Here is a 15,332-nt window from a genome sequence, read left to right as displayed (position 1 = left end):
CGAACAGGCCGAATAATATCAGCGCATCCATGTTCCGGGTTCACTCCGCAGCGTGCCGCGTGATATGCGCTAACGCCATGCCGGCTCTTATCCTGCCTCTCGTCGAAGCTGCAACCCATTGGCCCGCGCGCGGCGCGCTGGTCGGGCTCGATCTCGGCACCAAGACCATCGGCGTTGCCGTGTCCGACCCCGATCGTCGGCTTGCGACCGGCGTCGAAACCATCTCCCGTAAGGCGTTCAAGCAGGATGCCGCCCGCCTGCTCGTGATCGCGGCCGAACGCAAGGCGGCCGGATTCGTGCTCGGCCTGCCCATCAACATGGACGGCAGCGAGGGCCCGCGCGCGCAATCCACCCGCGCCTTTGCGCGCAACCTTGCCGGCCTGACCGTGCTTCCCATCGGCCTCTGGGACGAGCGCCTCTCGACCGCGGCGGTCGAGCGCGAGTTGATCGGCATGGACGTCAGCCGTGCCAAACGCGCCGAGGTGATCGACGAGCATGCCGCGATCTTCATCCTGCAAGGCGCGCTCGACCGCCTCGCCAATCTTCGCGCCAGCCCGGGGATCGATTGATCCATGGCCGTCGTCGTCGCGGCGCTGCTGCCGGTTTTCATCCTCATCGTGCTCGGCATCGTGCTGAAGCGCAGCCTGATGCGGCTCGACACGCAGTGGCACGGGCTGGAGCGGCTGACCTATTTCGTGCTGTTCCCGATGCTGCTGATCCAGACGCTGGTGAAGGCGGACCTCTCCAAGGTGCCGGTCGCCGGCGTCGGCGGCGCGCTGCTGCTGTCGGCGCTCGCAATGTCGCTGCTGTGCCTCGCGCTGCGCCCGACCCTTTCGCGACTCGGTATCGATGGCCCCGCCTTCACCTCGATCTTCCAGGGCGCGACGCGCTGGCAGACCTTCGTCGGGCTGTCGGTGGCCGCCAACATGTTCGGCGACGTCGGGCTGGCGCTCGCCTCAGTGGCGATGGTCGCGATCATTCCCCTGGTCAACGTGTTCAGCGTCGCGGTGCTCGCCCATTACGCATCGCCCGAAAAGCAATCCGGCAGCGCCATCGTCATGACATTGGTGCGCAATCCTCTAATTTGGGCCTGCGCGATCGGCCTCTTCATCAATGTCACCCACCTGCCGCTGCCAAAGCTCTGGCATGAGGTTGCCGACGCGCTCAGCCGTTCCTCGCTCGCCATCGGCCTGCTCGTCACGGGCGCGGGGCTGCATCTGGAAGGCCTGCTGCGTCCGAGCGCTGCCGCTGCGATCGGCGTCGCTTTCAAGCTGGTGCTGATGCCTGCAGTCGCCCTCGCGCTTGCCGTCTGGTTTGGCCTGTCGGGCGACAGCCTGGCGATTGTTGCGATCTGCTCGGCGGTGCCGACCTCGTCGAGCGCCTATGTCCTCGCCCGCCAGATGGGCGGCGACGCGCCGCTGCTGGCGCAGATCATCACGCTGCAGACGATGCTGGCGGCGGTCACAATGCCGATGGCGATCGCGCTGGCGGCTTAGACCTCGTCGCGCGGAGCTCTCTCACCTCGTCATTGCGAGGAGCCCTTGCGACGAAGCAATCCAGACTGCCACCGCGGAAAGACTCTGGATTGCTTCGCGGCGCTCGCAATGACGGAGTGTGAAGCTTCTTCCTAGCTCCCCAGCCACATCGTCGCCACCACCGCGGTCAGATTGTTCAGCGCATGGAGCACGATGGTGAGCCACAGCGAGCCAGAGCGATAGCGCATGTAGCCGAACCACAGGCCGATGGTGAAGACTTCGGCGAGGAAGTAGATGTCGTATTGCAGGTGCACGATTGTCCAGACCAGCGACGACAAGAGAATCGCGCCCGGCACGCGCATGAAGCTCGCCGACCAGCCGCGATAGAGGAAGCCGCGCGCCAGGATCTCTTCCGACATCGGCGCAGCCACGCTGAAGGCGAACAGAAGCAACAGCGCAGCGCCCTTGTCGCGTCCCGATTTCAACAGATCGGTCATGAAGCCCGGCGTCGCCTCGCGGCCGAGCGCGCGCGACATCGTCTCCCAGATCAGCACGATCAGGATGAGGCCGACGGCGCCGAACAGCAGCTGCTTCCAGGACGGCCAATGCAGCGCGAGATAATCGACAAAGGAGGCCTTCTTAATGCGGATGGCGAGCCAGACCGCGGCCAGCGTCGCCGGCAGGCCCATGATGACCGAGAGCGCGAGCGTCTGGGGCTCATGGCCGACGAGCTGGAGCGAGGCGATATCCATGGGAAGGCCACGCTGCGCCACCAGCAGAACGACGGCGCCGATCTGCCCGACGAACATCGCGACGAAGATGAGGAGGCCCCACAGCGCCGTGCCCCAGAACTTCCAGACAAGTGGCGCGTACTCTGCTCGCGTCATGACGAGCGGCGGATGGTCGGGATTGAGGGTGTCCATCAGGAGGCTTTCGTTGGGGAGACTCACGGCAGCGCACGCTCCAGCAGCGCGCGCACGTCGCCGCGGTCGAGTTCGACCGCGCCATACATGCTGGCGTGATTGGCGGCGAGACGCGTGCTCGCAAACAGTTCGGCATTGTGCGGTGACACGCCGTTGAGCGCTGCGGCGGCGGCGAGCAACGCCAACTTCTCGACCGCAAGCCGCGCGACGCGCTCGCCGTCGGCGCGACGAAAAGTCTTGCCGATGAACGCGACCGCCTCCCCCGCCCCCGGCAGGCTCTTCGTGTCGGCCGCAAGCGATTGCAGCACCGCCATCGCCGCCTCGCCCTCGCGCGAGAGCGCGCGGAGCACATCGAGGCACATCACGTTGCCCGAACCTTCCCAGATCGCATTCACCGGCGACTCGCGATAGTGGCGCGCCAAGATGCCGTCCTCGACATAGCCGTTGCCACCGAGGCACTCCATCGCCTCGTAGAGGAACGGCGGCGCGCTCTTGCAGGTCCAGTATTTGATCGCGGGCGTGAGCAGCCGCATATAGGCGGCATCGGCCGCATCGTGCGGCGTGCGGTCGAAGGCGCGGCAGAGCCGCATCACGAGCGCGGTGCTCGCCTCCACATGCAGCGCCATGTCCGACAGCACGGCCTGCATCAGGGGCTGGTCGGCCAGATGCTTCTGGAACACGCTGCGGTGACGGGCATGATGCAATGCATGGGCGAGGCCCGAACGCATCAAGCCGACGGACGCAATCGCGCAATCCTGCCGCGTCAGCTGCACCATCTGGATGATGGTGCGGATGCCCTTGCCCTCCTCGCCGACCGCTTGCGCATAGGCGCCGACGAACTCGACCTCGGACGAGGCATTGGAGCGGTTGCCGAGCTTGTCCTTCAGCCGCTGGAACTGGATGGCGTTGACCGAACCATCCGGCGCGAAGCGCGGCATGAAGAAACAAGTCAGCCCGCCTTCCGCCTGGGCCAGCACCAGGAACGCATCGCACATCGGCGCCGACATGAACCATTTATGGCCGGTGATGCGATAGCCATCTCCGTCGCGCACGGCGCGCGTCATGTTGGCGCGCACGTCGGTGCCGCCCTGCTTCTCGGTCATGCCCATGCCGAGCGTCATGCCGCGCTTTTCCCACCACGGCGCGAAGCTGGGATCGTAGCTCTTCGTCGACAGCACCGGCATCACGCACGCGAGCAGATCGGGCTGCATCGCCAGCGCACCGACGGAGGCGCGCGTCATCGTAATTGGGCAGAGGTGGCCGGTCTCGACTTGCGCGGCGATATAGAATTTCGCGGCCCGAATGACTTCGGCGGCATCGCCGGCAGGTTTTCCATCCGCCGTCCACGTTGAATTGTGCACGCCCGCATGCGCGCTGTGCGCCATCAGCTCGTGATACGAGGGGTGAAACTCGACCTGGTCGCGCCGGTTGCCCTTGGTATCGAAGGTGCGCAGCTTCGGCGTGTTCTCGTTCGCGAGGCGCCCGCGATCGGCCATCGCGGTCGAGCCCCAGTGCTTGCCGAATTCCGACAGCTCGCCCTCCGCCACCGCGCCGCCATTGGCCCTGACCGCCTCGACCAGCGGCCGATCCGCGGCGAACAGGTCGACGTCCTCGAACGGCGGCGACTGGTTGAAGACCTCGTGGGTCGCAAAGCTCGGTTGGGTCATGGTGCTTCCTCGGATCGGAATTAGTTCCGCCGCGGCTGGATCGGGAAATCATAGGCCGCCCCGCCCGCCCCCGGCAGGGAAAAATGCCACCACTCCTTCGAATAGTTCACAAAGCCTTGCCTGGCCATCGCGGCGATCAGCCGCTTGCGCCAGGCGCGCTGCTCCGGATTGATCGACGGTGCCGCAGTGTGCCCCTTCGCATCGGTACAGTCGTAGCCGGTACCCATGTCGACGCTGCCCTCCGGCGCCCGAGCCTCGGCCGGCCCCGTGCAGTCGGCATAGGTTCTTGTCGGGTCGTATTTGGCGGAATTGTCGGCTTTGAGATCGACCAAAGTGAGATCGAGCGCTGCACCCGTGGAATGCTGCGAGCGGCTCGCAATATAGCCGAGGCGGAACAGCTCGGTCTTCGGAATCTCAGGGTTGTAGCGCCGCTCGGCCGCCGTCTCATGACCGTTCTGCGACCACTTCACCATGTCGAGCGACGCCCGCGCCGGCCGGTAGCAGTCGAACATCTTTAGCGACAAATTTTGCGCCGCCAGTTCCTCCTGCACCGCCTTCAGCCGCAGCCCCACCTCCCGTTTCACCACGCATTCGCCGGCGCCGTAGCCGGCGAGTGGACGGCCGACGAAATTGTTCGATGTGGCGTAGCGGATGTCCTGGATGATGCTGGGATCGATGTCGCGCAGGTACATGAAGCCGCCGGGAAGCGATTGGGCGTGGGCGGATGCGGCGATCGCGAGAAATGAAATCAAAATCGATCTGATGAAGCGCATTCTCTCTTCCCCTGTCATTCCGGGGCGGCTCCGGAATCTCGAGATTCCGGGTCTGGTGCTTACGCACCATCCCGGAATGACGGCAAGACCGACAGATCAGGGGATAACTCTCTTCCTCCTGTTTGCCCCTTGCCCCTCCGACCATCCGCGCCTATAGCTCTGGCTTTAATGACATCGAAATCGACCTTCGTCCTCGGCCACCGGCATTTGCTGGGCATCGAGGGCCTTTCCGCGGCCGACATCAGCGGCCTCCTCGACCTGTCCGAAGAATATGTCGAGCTCAACCGCCAGGTTGACAAGAAGCGCACCGTCCTGCGGGGACGGACGCAGGTGAACCTTTTCTTCGAGGCTTCCACCCGGACCCAATCCTCGTTCGAGCTCGCCGGCAAGCGGCTGGGTGCCGACGTCATGAACATGTCGGTGTCCTCGTCCTCGATCCGCAAGGGCGAGACCCTGATCGACACCGCCGTGACACTGAACGCGATGCACCCCGACATCCTGGTGGTACGCCATCACGCCTCCGGCGCGGTGGAACTGCTGGCGCGCAAAGTCGACGGTTCCGTGATCAATGCCGGCGACGGCGCGCATGAGCATCCGACCCAGGCGCTGCTCGATGCCCTCACCATCCGCCGCAACAAGGGGCGGATCGAGGGGCTCGTGGTGGCGATCTGCGGCGACGTGCTGCATTCGCGCGTCGCCCGCTCCAACATCATCCTGCTCAACACCATGGGCGCCCGCGTCCGCGTCGTCGGCCCCTCCACGCTGCTGCCAACGGGCATCGAGCGGATGGGCGTCGAGGTCGCGCGCGACATGCGCGAGGGTCTCGAAGGCGCCGACATCGTCATGATGCTGCGCCTGCAGCGCGAGCGCATGAACGGCTCCTTCGTGCCTTCGTCATCGGAATATTTCCACTATTTCGGGCTCGACCAGAAGAAGCTCGCCTACGCCAAGCCGGATGCGCTCGTGATGCATCCAGGTCCCATGAACCGCGGCGTGGAGATCGACTCGATCGTGGCCGACGGCGCCCAGTCCCTGATCCGCGAACAGGTGGAGATGGGCGTCGCGGTGCGCATGGCCGTGCTGGAAGCGCTCGCCCGCAACCTGCCGAACGCGTGATGCCGATGTTGACCGACCGCCGCCCCATTCTGCTCGCCAACGCCCGCGTCGTCGATCCTTCCAGGGAGTTCGACGGCATCGGTGACGTTCTCATTGCCGACGGCACCATCCGCGAGACGCGCCGCGGCATCGGCGCGGCCGGGGTGCCCGAGGGCACCGACATCATCAACTGCTCCGGCAAGATCGTGGCGCCGGGCCTGATCGACATGCGCGCCTTCGTCGGCGAGCCCGGGCTCAGCCACCGCGAGACCTTTGCCTCGGCGAGCCAGGCCGCTGCGACCGGTGGCATCACCACCATCATCTGCCAGCCCGCCACCTTGCCCGTCATCGACAATTCGGCGACCGTCGATTTCGTGATGCGCCGCGCCCGCGACACCGCGATCGTCAACATCCAGCCGATGGCCGCGCTCACCAAGGGCATGCAAGGCGAGGAGATGACCGAATTCGGCCTCCTGAAGGCGGCCGGCGCGGTCGCCTTCAGCGACGGCGACAAAAGCGTGACCAACGCCCAGGTGATGCGCCGCGCGCTGACCTATGCCCGCGACTTCGACGCGCTGATCGTGCATCACACCGAGGACCCCAACCTGGTCGGCGAAGGCGTCATGAACGAGGGCGAGTTCGCGACCCGGCTCGGCCTGATGGGGATCCCGAATGCCGCCGAAGCCGTGATGCTGGAGCGCGACCTGCGCCTCGTCGCCCTCACCGGCGGCCGCTACCATGCAGCTTCGCTGACCTGCATCGACTCTCTCGACATCCTCCAGCGCGCTCGCGATGCTGGGCTCGCGGTCAGCGCCTCGGTCTCGATCAACCATCTGGCGCTGAACGAGAACGACATCGGCCCCTACCGATCGTTCCTGAAGCTGTCGCCGCCGCTACGCACCGAGGACGACCGCCGCGCGGTGGTGGCGGCGCTCGCCTCCGGCCTCCTCGACGTCATCATGTCGGACCACAATCCGCAGGACGTCGAGGTCAAACGCCTGCCGTTCGCGGAAGCCGCACCCGGCGCCGTCGGCCTCGAGACCATGCTGCCGGCCGGCTTGCGGCTGGTGCATAATGGCGAGATGGAACTGAAGACGCTGATCCGTGCGATGTCGACCCGGCCGGCCGAGCTGCTCGGGCTGCCAGGCGGAACCCTGCGCGCGGGCAGCCCGGCCGATGTCATCGTGATCGACCCCGATACGCCCTGGGTGGTCGATCCCGCCGACCTCAAATCGCCCTGCAAGAACACCCCGTTCGATGAGGCCCGCTTTACAGGCCGCGTGGTGCGCACCATTGTCGGCGGACGGACGGTCTACGAGCATGTCTGACATGCGAGATCGTTCGACACGGAGATCCAGCAATGGGGCTTGAAGCATTTTTGCCGGTCGCCTTCGTCATCGGCTATCTCCTCGGCTCGATTCCGTTCGGGCTGATTCTGACCAGGCTCGCAGGCACGCAGGATATCCGCTCAATCGGCTCCGGCAGCATCGGTGCCACGAACGTGCTGCGCACGGGACGCAAGAGTCTTGCCGCGGGCACCCTGCTGTTCGACGCGCTCAAGGGCACCGTGGCCGTGGTGATCGCCGGCTACATCGCAGGCCCCAATGCCGCGATGGTGGCCGGGCTCGGCGCGTTCCTCGGCCATCTGTTCCCGGTCTGGCTGAAGTTTAGAGGCGGCAAGGGCGTGGCGGTCTATATCGGCATCCTGCTCGGCCTGTTCTGGCCTGGCGCCGTCGTGTTCTGCCTGCTCTGGCTGGCTACCGCCTTCACCACACGCTACTCTTCGCTCTCGGCGCTGGTGGCGGCGTTCATCACGCCGATGTTCCTGTGGTGGTTCGGTCACCTCGCATTGTCCGCACTGGCAGCAGTGCTGACGCTGCTCTTGTTCTACGCGCATCGCGAGAACATCAAGCGCTTGCAGGCGGGCAAGGAAAGCCGGATCGGCGAGAAGGCTTGAAACCGGAAAAAGTCCGGATACCGCCGCACCCCTACCGCATTAAATGCCGAATCCTGTTCGCAACTTTGCTGCGACTCACGGCGGGCTGTGGCGAACGAGGTCCATGCCTGTCATCCTGACACAGGAAACGGCGTTACGCGGTTGCTCAGAATGAGCGAGAAGATTGTCGGCGCGCAGGACGGGGGTGGTTCGCAAGGTGCTTCCGGCACCGCGGCAAGCCGGCTGCTCTCGGCGACCAACATCTGGTCCGATGCGCCGCCATCGCCTGTCCCTGTCTCACGCCCAGCGCCGCAGCCTGAGCCCGCCGCGCAACCCGCCGCTCCGCTCGATATCGTGTTCGCCAAGGTTGCATCGGTCGCGCCCGCGCAGGCGCGTGCCGACCAATGGCCGCCGCGAAACCTTTCGCTGGCACTTCAGGGCGGTGGCACCTTTGCCGCCTTCACCTGGGGCGTGCTGGAGCGGCTGCTGGAAGAGCCTGACATCGCGATCGACACCATCAGCGGCGCCAGCGCCGGCGCCATCAATGCGCTGCTGCTCGCTTGCGGCTTGGCCGAAGGCGGACGCGAAGGCGCCCGGTCGCGACTGAGCCGGTTCTGGGTCCGGCTGATGCACGAAGCCTCGTTCCGCTCGCTGATGCTGATCGGCGGCTTTTCGCCCGCGGGAAGCTCGGTCGCATTCGGCCCGACGCTGCGCTCCGGGCAGTTCGATCCGTTCGATCTCGATCCGCTACGGCAGGCCCTGTCGCGCGACATCGATTTTGCCGCACTGCGTGACCCAAGGTGCCCACGGCTCATGATCGCGGCGACGCGGATCCGCGACGGCCAACAGCAGATCTTCCGCAACGACGCCGTTACCGCCGACGTCGCGCTGGCCTCGACCTGCCCGCCCCTGGTTCACTGCGCCGTCGAGGTCGACGGCGAAGCCTGTTGGGACGGCGGCTTCGGCGGCAACCCGCCGCTGCTGCGGCTGGCGCAGGAGACCACGACGTCCGATGTCCTGCTGGTGCAGGTCACGCCGACGCGCGACAGCTACGTGCCAATCACGCTCGCCGCGATCGACCGTAGGCTCGACCAGATCGCGGCCAACGCCGCGCTCCACGCCGAAATCGCGGCGATCGAATGGGCGCAGGCCCATACCACGCCGTCGCTGCGGCTCTCCAGGATCGCGGCGGAAGACTCCATTGACGGCCTGGCGCAGCGCTCGTCCACCGATCTTGGCCGCGGTTTCATTCGCCTCTTGCACCGGAGCGGCCGCGAGGCCGCCGAGCGCTGGCTCGGGCAAGGTGCGGACCGCAATGCGCCCGCGCGCGTTCCGCAGCCAGCTCGGGCCGAACCTGCCCTAGCCTGATTTCGCCAGTGCCTCCTCCAGAAACCAGGCCGCCGCAAGCGCGAGCGGATCATTGCCGAAGCGCGCGATCACCTGCACGCCGATCGGCAGGCCACCGACCTTCAGCACCGGTACGTTGACGCAAGGATTGCCCATCAGCGTCCACAGCCGGTTGTAGCGGGGATCGCCGGTGGTGGCGAGCTCCTTGGCCGGCGCGGTGCCCGGTGCCGAATAGGTCAAGAGTACGTCGACGCCCTCGAACAATTCGCCGAGCTCGCGGCGGCCGCGACGGCTGATGCGGCGCGCCTCGTCATATTCCTTCGGCGTCAGCCCGACCGTCGCATCGAGACTGGCGCGCAGCATCGGCGCGATCTCGTCGTGACGCTCTGAAAACTCCCAGGCGAGTGCGCGATGCGCCTCAAAGTCCTGGATGATTGGGTGGATGCGCCAGGCCTCTTGGACGGCCTCGGGCAGATCGATGGTCTGCACGCTTGCACCGGCGCGCTCGGCCGCCCTGATTGCGGCTTGCAGCCCCTCTTCGGCCGCCGGCTCCACGGCGCCGGCGAACTCCTGCCTGACCACGCCGATCCGCGGCGACTTCGCCGGGATGATGCCCGAGAAATCGGTGCGCCCCGTCATCGCCAGCAGCCCACGCGCGAGATCTTCCGCACGCGCGCCGAACAGGCCGACCGTATCGAGCGCCCACGAATAGCACTTCACGCCCACCGTCGGCAGCATCCGGAACGACGGCTTGATCGCGGCCGTCCCGCAATAGGCGGCGGGCCGGATCACCGAGCCGCCGGTCTGGGTGCCCAGCGCCAGCGGGAGCATGCCGGCGCCAACGGCCGCCGCCGAGCCCGAGGACGAGCCGCCCGGCGAATGACCCAGATTGTGCGGATTGCGCGTCGGCGTCGGATCGCGCGAGGCGAACGCAGTCGTGGTGGTCTTGCCGATGATGGTGGCCCCTGCTCGCTTCAGCATCATCACGACAGGTGCATCAGCGCGCGGCTGCCAACCGCGATAGATATCCGAGCCCATCTCGGTCGGCATGTTCGCGGTATCGATGATGTCCTTTATGCCGACCGCAATGCCGCGCAGCGGCCCGGTGCCTTGCGCCTTTGCCGACTTGTCATGACGGACGAAGGCGTGGACGTCCTTCTCCTTGGCCTCGATCGCGGCATGCGATTGCGCGATGGCGGTATCGGGCGAAAGCTCCCCCGCTTCGATGCGGCGCTGGAGGTCGGCAAGTGAGATCATGGCAAAATCCTTCTTATTGCCATCGCTTTTAGCATCGGGGCGATGCCGCGCAAGCGCACGTCCCTGTTGCGCAACGCCCTCAGGTTGTTCCATGCTGTCCCTGCAAGGAGACACCGTGGACGCCATCAACCCAAGTGTGGAGCTGACCGAGACTGAGCGGATCGACCGCCTGCGGCTGATCCGTTCCGACAATGTCGGCCCGCGCACCTTCCGCTCGCTGGTCGATCATTTCGGCAGCCCGCGCGCCGCACTGGAGCGTTTGCCCGATCTGGCACGCCGTGGCGGTGCGCAGCGATCGGGGCGCATCTGCAGTGCGGATGAGGCAAAGGCCGAGCTTGCCGCAAGCCGCAAATTCGGCATCGCCTGGCTCGCGCCCGGCGAGGACGGCTATCCGGCACGGCTCGCGACACTCGATGATGCGCCGCCGCTGCTTGCCGTGCGCGGCGACACAAAAACCTTGATGAGGCCGATGATCGCAATCGTCGGCTCGCGCAATGCCTCCGGTGCCGGCTTGAAATTCGCCGGCCAGCTCGCGCGCGAGCTTGGCGAAGCCGGCTTTGTCATCATCTCGGGGCTGGCGCGCGGCGTCGACCAGGCCGCGCATCGCACGAGCGTCGAAAGCGGCACAATCGCCGTGCTCGCCGGCGGTCACGATTGCATCTATCCGCCCGAGCATGGCGACCTGCTCGCCGCGATCCTGGATCACAAGGGCGCGGCGATCTCCGAGATGCCGCTCGGCCACGAGCCGCGCGCCCGCGACTTTCCCCGTCGCAATCGCCTCATCTCGGGCGCCGCGCTCGGCGTCGTCGTGGTGGAGGCGGCGCACCGCTCGGGCTCGCTGATCACAGCACGCATGGCGGCCGAACAGGGCCGCGAAGTGTTCGCAGTCCCCGGCTCTCCGCTCGATCCGCGTGCCGCCGGCACTAACGATCTGATCAAGCAGGGCGCAACGCTCGTCACCGAAGCTGCCGACATCATCAACGCGGTTCAGCCCATTATGGAGCGGCCGCTGATGCACCCCGCGGGCGAGCCCGACAGCGAGCCGTTCGAAAGCGATCCGCAAAGCCATGATCGCGACCAGATCACCGGCCTGCTCGGCCCAGCCCCGATCTCGATCGACGATCTCGTCCGAATGTCCGGCGCCTCGCCGGCAATCGTGCGCACCGTGCTGCTGGAGCTTGAGCTCGCCGGGCGGCTCGAGCGCCACGGTGGCGGATTGGTGTCGCTGCTTTAGTGCATGATCAAATGACTCTCGAACTTACCCTCCCCCTCCAGGGGAAGGTAAAATCGACCTCGCAGCATGAGCAGAGCGCTTACTGCTTATTCTCCGCTTCCGTCGTTGCGCTCGTCGAAGCGCGTGCGTGCTGCCGCGATCTGCTCCTGATGCGCGATCGCCCATTCTCCGAGCGCTTTCACCGGCTGCTGGAGGCCGCGGCCGAGATCGGTCAGCTCATAATCCACGCGCGGCGGAATGGTCGGAAAGATCGTGCGCGTGACGAGGCCGTCGCGCTCCAGCCCGCGCAGCGTCAGGGTCAGCATGCGCTGCGAGATGCCGTTGATCATGCGCTTGAGCTCGTTGAAGCGCTTCGGGCCGTCGCTCAGCATCATGATGACGAACACGCTCCATTTGTCGCCGACGCGGGACAGTACGGAGGCGACACCGCGGCAGTCCGCATGGTTGGGATCCGGTATGGGATCGGGCCTTGTATCCGACCTTGGATTTGGCCGCGGCGGAGCAGGCAAATCGGTGTTCTCAGGTTTCAAAGATGTGCCCATGGCTCAAAAAAGTGCGTTCTTGCGGGGATTTCGATGGTCACTCATGTAGCTCTGGTTACAAACTTATACCAGGGTGACCCCACATGAAACTGCTCCATATCGACTCCAGCGTGCTCGGCCCCCACTCCGTCAGCCGGCAGGTTTCCGCCGCCATCGTCGACCGGCTCCGCCAGGCGACGCCCTCGCTTGAGGTCGTCTATCGCGACCTGAGCCAGGCGCCGCTTGCCCACCTCTCCGGCTCGCACCTCGCCGCTGCGCAAGGCGCTGTCGCACCGGCGGAACTCGGACCAGACCTTGCCGCAAGCGCGGCGGCGCTGGAGGAGTTCCTGGCTGCCGACATCGTCGTGATCGGCGCGCCCATGTACAATTTCACCATTCCGAGCCAGCTCAAGGCCTGGATCGACCGCATCCTGGTGGCGGGGAAGACGTTCAAATACGGCGCGGCCGGACCTGAGGGGCTCGCCGGCGGCAAGCGCGTGATCGTCGCGATCTCGCGCGGCGGCTTCTACGGCGCCGAGACGCCGTACGCGGCCGGCGAGCATCTCGAAACCTATCTGCGCTGGGTGTTCGATTTCATGGGTATCACTAGCGTCGAATTCATCCCTGCCGACGGCATCCAGATCGGCCCGGACCACCGCGAGAAGGCGCTCACCGGCGCGCTCCAGGCAGCAACGAACCTGCGCGCGGCCTGAGATCGACATAGTCAGTCGCCGCGGGATTGCCTGCGGCGGCTGATGGACGGCAGGCGCGATCTCCAAGGCTAGAACCAGACGCCCTGCATGCCCAGGATCACGGCAACGAGCGAGACGAACAGGCCGATCCCTGAGAACAACGCGATGGCGACGAACTCGGAGGCGTCGGGACGATTGGCCGGTACGGCGGATCTTTCGGTGAAAACGCGCGGCGACACAATCGATGAGAGAAGGCGGGCTGCTTTCGTCATAACCGACTCCCTTAAATAGTGAGTCTGTCTCCTGCCCTTAAAAAGGTCTTTGCAGACTGCGCTAAGGTTCAACGCCTCACACAAAGATTCGATCAATGCGTGCCACAGGACGCAGGACCGGCCGGCGCAACCGCACTCCGCCGGCCGCTTCAATTTGCGCTTGATTTGATCAGCCGCGATAGATCGGCGCGCCGCTCGGGGAGGCCACCGCGCCGCCGTCGACGAAGATTTCCTGGCCCTGCACATGCGCGGAATCATCGGAGGCGAGGAACAGCACCGTCTTCGCAACATGGTCCGTTTCACCGATGCGGCCGAGCGGCGTCGACAGCGCAATCCGCTGCTCGAACGCCTTCTCGGCTTCCGGCGTCGCGGTCGCGGGCCCCCAGATCGGCGTGCGGATCGCACCCGGTGCGACCACGTTGACCCGGATGCCGCGCGGCGACAGCTCCGAGGCCATGATCCGCGCCATCGCCCGCACGCCGGCCTTCGCGGCGCCGTAAGCCGAGTAACCGGGAATGCCGAGCACGGAGATCACGGAACCGTTGAGGATGATCGAGGCATTGTCGTTGAGATAAGGCAACGCGGACTGCACGGTGAAGAACACGCCGGTTAGATTGGTGCTGATCACCTTCTCGAAGACCTCGAGCGTGGCCGAGCCGAGCGGCGTGCCGCCGGCGATGCCGGCATTGGCGAACACGACGTCGAACTTGCCGAGCTTTTCCGCGCCCTGCTTGATTGCGGCTTCGGTGGCGGCGGTGTCGGTGGCATCGGCGGCGAGCGCGAGCGCGTTCGGCCCGAGCTCCTTCGCGGCCGCCGCTAGCGTCTCCTTGTTGCGCCCGGTGATCACCACCTTGGCGCCCTCGGCCACGAACAGTTTCGCCGTCGCAAGCCCGATGCCGCTGTTGCCGCCGGTGATCAGAGCCGTCTTGTCCTTCAGTCTCACGCTCGCCTCCGATAGTTGCATGATGAAACTAGATTGCCATCTAGGGCATTTGGTTTTATGATGCAACCACACAAGCGCGTGATCGGCAGCTGGCGCCGTGCGAACGCGACAGGACAAGACGATGGTGAAACGAACGAGCTTCGAGGGCGATGCCTGCCCGATCGCGCGCTCGCTGGACGCGCTCGGCGACTGGTGGTCGCTCCTGATCATCCGCGAGGCGCTGTTCGGCGTCCGCCGCTTCGGTGAATTCCAGAGCAAGCTCGGCATGGCCAAGAACATTTTGTCGGCGCGGCTGCGCGCGCTGGTCGATCACGGCATCCTGGCAACAGCCCCCGCTTCCGACGGCAGCGCTTATCAAGAGTATGTGCTGACGCCGAAGGGACGCGGCACCTTCCCGATCCTGATCGCACTGCGGCAATGGAGCGAGGAGTTCGACGATCACCCCGAGGAGATCGCGACTATTCTGGTGGATCGCGAAAAAGGTCGCCCGGTGAACAAGCTCGAAATGCGGGCGGAGGATGGGCGACTGCTCGGTCCGGCGGACACCACGCTTAAGCCACAGCCCGCGCCGCGGCGAAGGTCGGCGAGATAGCCATCACGCGAGCCACTCAGTGGCGCAATTGCGCACTGAGGCGGGCGATCCAGTATCCCCAGAGACGGCGATGTTTCCCCGATAGGCCGCAGCGTACTGGATTCCCCGCTTTCGCGGGGAATGACACCCGTTCTGGAGCGCGTCCCTCACGACAGCTTGCGCTTGGTCCGCAGCCGCAAACGCTCGTCGGCCTCGAGTTGCGTCATCCCCAAGAGATAATGCAGCACGTCCAGCTTGTGGCACCCGGCGAGCTTGCGCAAGGCAGACACCTGCTCGGCGATGAATGCGACCGCCTCATCTGCCCCGCCCTCCCCCGGTTCCTCGTGACGCGAGCCCGCCCGCGCGCCTGATCCGGCGCGCGCCCGTTTCTTTCTTGGCCTAGTCACCAGACCCCACCCGAATCCATGCCCCGCAGAAACATTACGCCGACATGAACCGCAACTCCAAGGTGGTATTTTGCAACTATTTCGATATGAAACTTTTCCCATTCCGGCGGATTTCAACACCCCCCGATTTGACAGGGGCCGGCTCACCACCCATGTTCGGGTCGAAACGGCCGACCCGAGTCCTTTCGTTTTCGGCCCGAGATTTTCCCGTAAGACACT

The 15,332-nt window shown here is 65.7% G+C and carries 17 protein-coding genes; 9 read left to right on the top strand and 8 right to left on the bottom strand.

What is annotated here, in order from left to right; genetic code table 11:
- The first annotated feature begins 77 nt into the window (after window positions 1-77).
- Together ruvX and P6U29_RS19100 are read left to right on the top strand one after the other, a co-directional pair.
- Complete coding sequence (ruvX, locus tag P6U29_RS19105; RefSeq protein WP_407118970.1) at window positions 78-569, top strand: Holliday junction resolvase RuvX; 492 nt, start codon at window positions 78-80, stop codon at window positions 567-569.
- 3 nt (window positions 570-572) lie between these two features.
- On the top strand, window positions 573-1,496 hold the full coding sequence (locus P6U29_RS19100) for an AEC family transporter (protein ID WP_407118969.1): 924 nt from the start codon (window positions 573-575) through the stop codon (window positions 1,494-1,496).
- Between the two features lie 131 nt (window positions 1,497-1,627).
- Here the strand turns inward: P6U29_RS19100 and P6U29_RS19095 are convergent, their stop codons facing one another.
- From P6U29_RS19095 to P6U29_RS19085, 3 genes are read right to left on the bottom strand one after another with little or no spacing between them, the layout of a single operon-like run.
- A complete protein-coding gene (locus tag P6U29_RS19095) occupies window positions 1,628-2,398 on the bottom strand; it encodes a CPBP family intramembrane glutamic endopeptidase (RefSeq protein ID WP_407119359.1) in 771 nt (256 codons plus the stop codon).
- A gap of 23 nt (window positions 2,399-2,421) precedes the next feature.
- Window positions 2,422-4,065 carry an acyl-CoA dehydrogenase family protein gene (locus P6U29_RS19090; protein WP_407118968.1) on the bottom strand — a complete coding sequence of 548 codons (1,644 nt, stop codon included), beginning with the start codon at window positions 4,063-4,065 and terminating at the stop codon, window positions 2,422-2,424.
- Between the two features lie 20 nt (window positions 4,066-4,085).
- Window positions 4,086-4,838 carry a M15 family metallopeptidase gene (locus P6U29_RS19085; RefSeq protein WP_407118967.1) on the bottom strand — a complete coding sequence of 251 codons (753 nt, stop codon included), beginning with the start codon at window positions 4,836-4,838 and terminating at the stop codon, window positions 4,086-4,088.
- 168 nt (window positions 4,839-5,006) lie between these two features.
- On the opposite strand from P6U29_RS19085, the gene P6U29_RS19080 reads away from it, so the two are divergent.
- The 4 genes from P6U29_RS19080 (at window position 5,007) to P6U29_RS19065 (ending at window position 9,237) form a co-directional block, all read left to right on the top strand.
- On the top strand, window positions 5,007-5,954 hold the full coding sequence (locus tag P6U29_RS19080) for an aspartate carbamoyltransferase catalytic subunit (RefSeq protein WP_122402883.1): 948 nt from the start codon (window positions 5,007-5,009) through the stop codon (window positions 5,952-5,954).
- 5 nt (window positions 5,955-5,959) lie between these two features.
- A complete protein-coding gene (locus P6U29_RS19075; protein WP_407119358.1) occupies window positions 5,960-7,261 on the top strand; it encodes a dihydroorotase in 1,302 nt (433 codons plus the stop codon).
- Window positions 7,262-7,293: 32 nt separating this feature from the next.
- The gene (plsY, locus tag P6U29_RS19070; protein ID WP_407118966.1) at window positions 7,294-7,890 is read left to right on the top strand and encodes a glycerol-3-phosphate 1-O-acyltransferase PlsY; all 597 of its coding nucleotides are present in this window, start codon (window positions 7,294-7,296) and stop codon (window positions 7,888-7,890) included.
- Between the two features lie 150 nt (window positions 7,891-8,040).
- The gene (locus tag P6U29_RS19065; protein ID WP_407118965.1) at window positions 8,041-9,237 is read left to right on the top strand and encodes a patatin-like phospholipase family protein; all 1,197 of its coding nucleotides are present in this window, start codon (window positions 8,041-8,043) and stop codon (window positions 9,235-9,237) included.
- On the opposite strand, the gene P6U29_RS19060 is transcribed toward P6U29_RS19065, so the two are convergent.
- Complete coding sequence (locus P6U29_RS19060) at window positions 9,229-10,473, bottom strand: amidase (protein WP_407118964.1); 1,245 nt, start codon at window positions 10,471-10,473, stop codon at window positions 9,229-9,231. The genes P6U29_RS19065 and P6U29_RS19060 overlap by 9 nt on opposite strands.
- A gap of 91 nt (window positions 10,474-10,564) precedes the next feature.
- Between P6U29_RS19060 and dprA the strand changes: the two genes are divergently transcribed.
- Window positions 10,565-11,707 carry a DNA-processing protein DprA gene (gene dprA, locus P6U29_RS19055; RefSeq protein WP_407118963.1) on the top strand — a complete coding sequence of 381 codons (1,143 nt, stop codon included), beginning with the start codon at window positions 10,565-10,567 and terminating at the stop codon, window positions 11,705-11,707.
- 86 nt (window positions 11,708-11,793) lie between these two features.
- Here dprA and P6U29_RS19050 read toward each other — a convergent pair whose 3' ends face one another.
- The gene (locus P6U29_RS19050) at window positions 11,794-12,249 is read right to left on the bottom strand and encodes a winged helix-turn-helix transcriptional regulator (RefSeq protein ID WP_407118962.1); all 456 of its coding nucleotides are present in this window, start codon (window positions 12,247-12,249) and stop codon (window positions 11,794-11,796) included.
- Between the two features lie 83 nt (window positions 12,250-12,332).
- Here P6U29_RS19050 and P6U29_RS19045 point away from each other — a divergent pair, with 83 nt between their 5' ends.
- Window positions 12,333-12,941, top strand: a complete 609-nt coding sequence (locus tag P6U29_RS19045; RefSeq protein WP_407118961.1) for an FMN-dependent NADH-azoreductase — start codon at window positions 12,333-12,335, stop codon at window positions 12,939-12,941.
- Window positions 12,942-13,009: 68 nt separating this feature from the next.
- Here the strand turns inward: P6U29_RS19045 and P6U29_RS19040 are convergent, their stop codons facing one another.
- Both P6U29_RS19040 and P6U29_RS19035 read right to left on the bottom strand, forming a co-directional pair.
- Window positions 13,010-13,192: a hypothetical protein gene (locus P6U29_RS19040; protein WP_407118960.1), complete on the bottom strand. Its 183-nt coding sequence runs from the start codon at window positions 13,190-13,192 to the stop codon at window positions 13,010-13,012.
- A gap of 169 nt (window positions 13,193-13,361) precedes the next feature.
- Window positions 13,362-14,135, bottom strand: a complete 774-nt coding sequence (locus P6U29_RS19035; RefSeq protein ID WP_407118959.1) for an SDR family oxidoreductase — start codon at window positions 14,133-14,135, stop codon at window positions 13,362-13,364.
- Window positions 14,136-14,256: 121 nt separating this feature from the next.
- On the opposite strand from P6U29_RS19035, the gene P6U29_RS19030 reads away from it, so the two are divergent.
- The gene (locus P6U29_RS19030; RefSeq protein WP_407118958.1) at window positions 14,257-14,727 is read left to right on the top strand and encodes a winged helix-turn-helix transcriptional regulator; all 471 of its coding nucleotides are present in this window, start codon (window positions 14,257-14,259) and stop codon (window positions 14,725-14,727) included.
- 146 nt (window positions 14,728-14,873) lie between these two features.
- On the opposite strand, the gene P6U29_RS19025 is transcribed toward P6U29_RS19030, so the two are convergent.
- Window positions 14,874-15,113, bottom strand: a complete 240-nt coding sequence (locus tag P6U29_RS19025) for a hypothetical protein (RefSeq protein ID WP_407118957.1) — start codon at window positions 15,111-15,113, stop codon at window positions 14,874-14,876.
- Window positions 15,114-15,332: the final 219 nt, after the last annotated feature.

Source organism: Bradyrhizobium sp. LMG 9283, assembly GCF_045571415.1.
In the GTDB taxonomy this organism is placed as follows: domain Bacteria; phylum Pseudomonadota; class Alphaproteobacteria; order Rhizobiales; family Xanthobacteraceae; genus Bradyrhizobium.
Note: the sequence above shows the minus strand (reverse complement) of the source record. Positions and strands in the feature narration are given on the sequence as shown.

Bases quoted from the DNA above. Each gene is read 5' to 3' on its own strand.
- P6U29_RS19045 (WP_407118961.1), top strand. From the start codon at position 12,333: ATGAAACTGCTCCATATCGACTCCAGCGTGCTCGGCCCCCACTCCGTC.
- P6U29_RS19030 (WP_407118958.1), top strand. From the start codon at position 14,257: ATGGTGAAACGAACGAGCTTCGAGGGCGATGCCTGCCCGATCGCGCGC.
- P6U29_RS19050 (WP_407118962.1), bottom strand. From the start codon at position 12,249: ATGGGCACATCTTTGAAACCTGAGAACACCGATTTGCCTGCTCCGCCG.
- ruvX (WP_407118970.1), top strand. From the start codon at position 78: ATGCCGGCTCTTATCCTGCCTCTCGTCGAAGCTGCAACCCATTGGCCC.
- P6U29_RS19100 (WP_407118969.1), top strand. From the start codon at position 573: ATGGCCGTCGTCGTCGCGGCGCTGCTGCCGGTTTTCATCCTCATCGTG.
- P6U29_RS19080 (WP_122402883.1), top strand. From the start codon at position 5,007: ATGACATCGAAATCGACCTTCGTCCTCGGCCACCGGCATTTGCTGGGC.
- dprA (WP_407118963.1), top strand. From the start codon at position 10,565: ATGCTGTCCCTGCAAGGAGACACCGTGGACGCCATCAACCCAAGTGTG.
- plsY (WP_407118966.1), top strand. From the start codon at position 7,294: ATGGGGCTTGAAGCATTTTTGCCGGTCGCCTTCGTCATCGGCTATCTC.
- P6U29_RS19065 (WP_407118965.1), top strand. From the start codon at position 8,041: ATGAGCGAGAAGATTGTCGGCGCGCAGGACGGGGGTGGTTCGCAAGGT.
- P6U29_RS19075 (WP_407119358.1), top strand. From the start codon at position 5,960: ATGTTGACCGACCGCCGCCCCATTCTGCTCGCCAACGCCCGCGTCGTC.
- P6U29_RS19060 (WP_407118964.1), bottom strand. From the start codon at position 10,473: ATGATCTCACTTGCCGACCTCCAGCGCCGCATCGAAGCGGGGGAGCTT.
- P6U29_RS19040 (WP_407118960.1), bottom strand. From the start codon at position 13,192: ATGACGAAAGCAGCCCGCCTTCTCTCATCGATTGTGTCGCCGCGCGTT.
- P6U29_RS19085 (WP_407118967.1), bottom strand. From the start codon at position 4,838: ATGCGCTTCATCAGATCGATTTTGATTTCATTTCTCGCGATCGCCGCA.
- P6U29_RS19095 (WP_407119359.1), bottom strand. From the start codon at position 2,398: ATGGACACCCTCAATCCCGACCATCCGCCGCTCGTCATGACGCGAGCA.
- P6U29_RS19090 (WP_407118968.1), bottom strand. From the start codon at position 4,065: ATGACCCAACCGAGCTTTGCGACCCACGAGGTCTTCAACCAGTCGCCG.